Origin of the sequence: Labilibaculum filiforme (assembly GCF_002843315.1) — a bacterium.
GTDB lineage: Bacteria > Bacteroidota > Bacteroidia > Bacteroidales > Marinifilaceae > Labilibaculum > Labilibaculum filiforme.
The window spans coordinates 2205-5430 of the sequence record NZ_MVDD01000036.1 but is presented as its reverse complement, the minus strand read 5'-3'; the positions used below and the strand labels follow the sequence as shown (position 1 = coordinate 5430).

2 rRNA genes are annotated in these 3226 nt (G+C 47.5%); both read right to left on the bottom strand.

Annotation, left to right across the window (positions count from 1 at the left end):
• Positions 1 to 21: 21 nt before the first annotated feature.
• Positions 22 to 132: ribosomal RNA gene (gene rrf, locus BZG02_RS20445) — 5S ribosomal RNA — on the bottom strand.
• Positions 133 to 237: 105 nt separating this feature from the next.
• A 23S ribosomal RNA gene (locus BZG02_RS20440) occupies positions 238 to 3114 on the bottom strand.
• Positions 3115 to 3226 lie beyond the last annotated feature (112 nt).

Below are 3226 nucleotides of genomic sequence, written 5' to 3'. Positions count from 1 at the left end.
TTGGAATAAGACTCTTTTAAAAGTTGGCGTCGACCTACTCTCCCACCTTTCGGCAGTACCATCGGCGCTAACGGGCTTAACTTCTCTGTTCGGAATGGGAAGAGGTGGAACCCCGTTGCAATAGACACCTAAAATCATTCATCTAATATTGGAACACTGTCCTCAAGATAATATCATAGACATATCAAAAAAATTAAAGTAAAAATAACACTGAAAAAATTCAGCGATGAACCCCGCACTCAGAAGTATTAGGGTAATTAGTATTGCTTGGCTTTGATGTCACCACCTTTACACCTGCAACCTATCAACGTCGTAGTCTCCAACGACCCTTAAAGGAAATCTCATCTTGAGGTAGGCTTCGTGCTTAGATGCTTTCAGCACTTATCCCTTCCGAACGTAGCTACTCTGCAATGCAGCTGGCGCCACAACAGATGCACTAGAGGTTCGTCCAACCCGGTCCTCTCGTACTAGAGTCAGATCCTCTCAAATTTCCAACGCCCACAACAGATAGGGACCGAACTGTCTCACGACGTTCTGAACCCAGCTCGCGTGCCACTTTAATGGGCGAACAGCCCAACCCTTGGGACCTTCTCCAGCCCCAGGATGTGACGAGCCGACATCGAGGTGCCAAACCGCTCCGTCGATATGAGCTCTTGGGAGCGATCAGCCTGTTATCCCCGGCGTACCTTTTATCCTTTGAGCGATGGCCCTTCCATGCGGAACCACCGGATCACTATGCTCTACTTTCGTACCTGATCGACCTGTATGTCTCACAGTCAAGCACCCTTGTGCCATTGCACTCTACACACGATTACCAAACGTGTTGAGGGTACCTTTAGAAGCCTCCGTTACTCTTTTGGAGGCGACCACCCCAGTCAAACTACCCACCACACACTGTCCGTCGTTAGACGTTAGACTCCAGATAAGCAAAGGGACGTATTTCAAGGTTGACTCCACAAGTCCTAGCGAACCCGCTTCATAGTCTCCGTCCTATCCTACACATTACTTACCCAAAATCAATGTGAAGCTGCAGTAAAGGTGCACGGGGTCTTTCCGTCCCGTTGCGGGTAATCGGCATCTTCACCGATACTACAATTTCACCGAGCTCATGGCTGAGACAGTGCCCAGATCGTTACACCATTCGTGCAGGTCGGAACTTACCCGACAAGGAATTTCGCTACCTTAGGACCGTTATAGTTACGGCCGCCGTTTACTGGGGCTTCATTTCAATGCTTCGCCGAAACTAACATCTCCACTTAACCTTCCAGCACCGGGCAGGTGTCAGGCCTTATACTTCAACTTTCGTTTTTGCAAAGCCATGTGTTTTTGATAAACAGTCGCCTGGGCCATTTCACTGCGGCTCACATCTCTGTGAGCGTCCTTTCTCCCGAAGTTACAGGACTATTTTGCCGAGTTCCTTAGCCATGAATCACTCGAGCGCCTTAGTATACTCTACTTGACTACCTGTGTCGGTTTGAGGTACGGGCAGCTTTAACCTGAAGCTTAGAGGTTTTTCTTGGAAGTAAAATTAGGCACACTATCTGCGCTACCGGAGTATTGCAGTACTATCGACTTTCAGCTCAATTTGCGGATTTACCTGCAAATCTCATCACGTACGGTCTTCAACGAACTATTCCGTCAGTTCGCGGTGCTTTCATCTCTTCGTCACCCCATCGCAGTTAAAGCCGGTACGGGAATATTAACCCGTTGTCCATCGAGTTCGCCTTTCGGCTACCCCTTAGGTCCCGACTAACCCTGATCCGATTAGCGTTGATCAGGAAACCTTAGTCTATTGGCGTGCGGGTTTCTCACCCGCATTATCGTTACTTATGCCTACATTTGCTTTTCTAGAAGCTCCACAATGCATTACCACACTGCTTCTGCGCCGCTAGAATGCTCCCCTACCAGTTAGAATAAATTCTAAATCCATAGCTTCGGTAGTATGTTTTATGCCCGATTATCATCCATGCAAGATCGCTCGACTAGTGAGCTGTTACGCACTCTTTAAATGAATGGCTGCTTCCAAGCCAACATCCTAGCTGTCAATGCAATCTCACCTCGTTAGTTCAACTTAACATACATTTGGGGACCTTAGCTGATGGTCTGGGTTCTTTCCCTCTCGTCCGTGGACCTTAGCACCCACGGGCTCACTGCCAGATATAAGTTATAGCATTCGGAGTTTGTCTGGATTTGATAGGCGGTGAAGCCCTCGCATCCAATCAGTAGCTCTACCTCTATAACTCTCCACTCTGACGCTGCACCTAAATGCATTTCGGGGAGTACGAGCTATTTCTCAGTTTGATTGGCCTTTCACCCCTACCCACAGTTCATCCCAAGACTTTTCAACGTCAACGGGTTGGGCCCTCCACTCTGGATTAACAGAGCTTCAGCCTGACCATGGGTAGATCACCAAGTTTCGCGTCTACCCCCACTAACTTTACGCCCTATTCAGACTCGCTTTCGCTTCGACTACGCACCTGAAGTGCTTAATCTCGCTAGTGAGGAGTAACTCGTAGGCTCATTATGCAAAAGGCACGCCGTCACTACACAAGGTAGCTCCGACCGCTTGTAAGCGTATGGTTTCAGGTACTATTTCACTCCTCTATTCGAGGTGCTTTTCACCTTTCCCTCACGGTACTTGTTCACTATCGGTCTCTCAGGAGTATTTAGCCTTACCGGATGGTCCCGGCAGATTCACACAGAATTTCTCGTGTTCCGCGCTACTCAGGATACTGCTAGATTCATTTTGATTACGTGTACGGGATTATCACCCTCTTTGATGTGTCTTTCCAAACACTTCCACTTCTCGCCACTGCTCATAGCGCAGTCCTACAACCCCAACATTGCCAAAACAATATTGGTTTGGGCTGATCCCCGTTCGATCGCCACTACTAGGGGAATCACTTTTGTTTTCTTCTCCTCCGGGTACTTAGATGTTTCAGTTCTCCGGGTTCGCCTCCATTGCTGGATATCTATAAAATAGATGGGTTGCCCCATTCGGAAATTCACGGGTCAAAGGTTATTTGCACCTCTCCATGACTTATCGCAGCTTATCACGTCCTTCATCGCCTCTGAGAGCCTAGGCATCCGCCATACGCTCTTAATTACTTCTTATTGTGTTAACAAAAAATAAATTCCGTTCCCGAAATTCATCCCTGTTTCTTTACTTGTTACTTCTACTTTAATTTTGTTTCAATATGTCAAAGAACTTTAAATACACCATAGT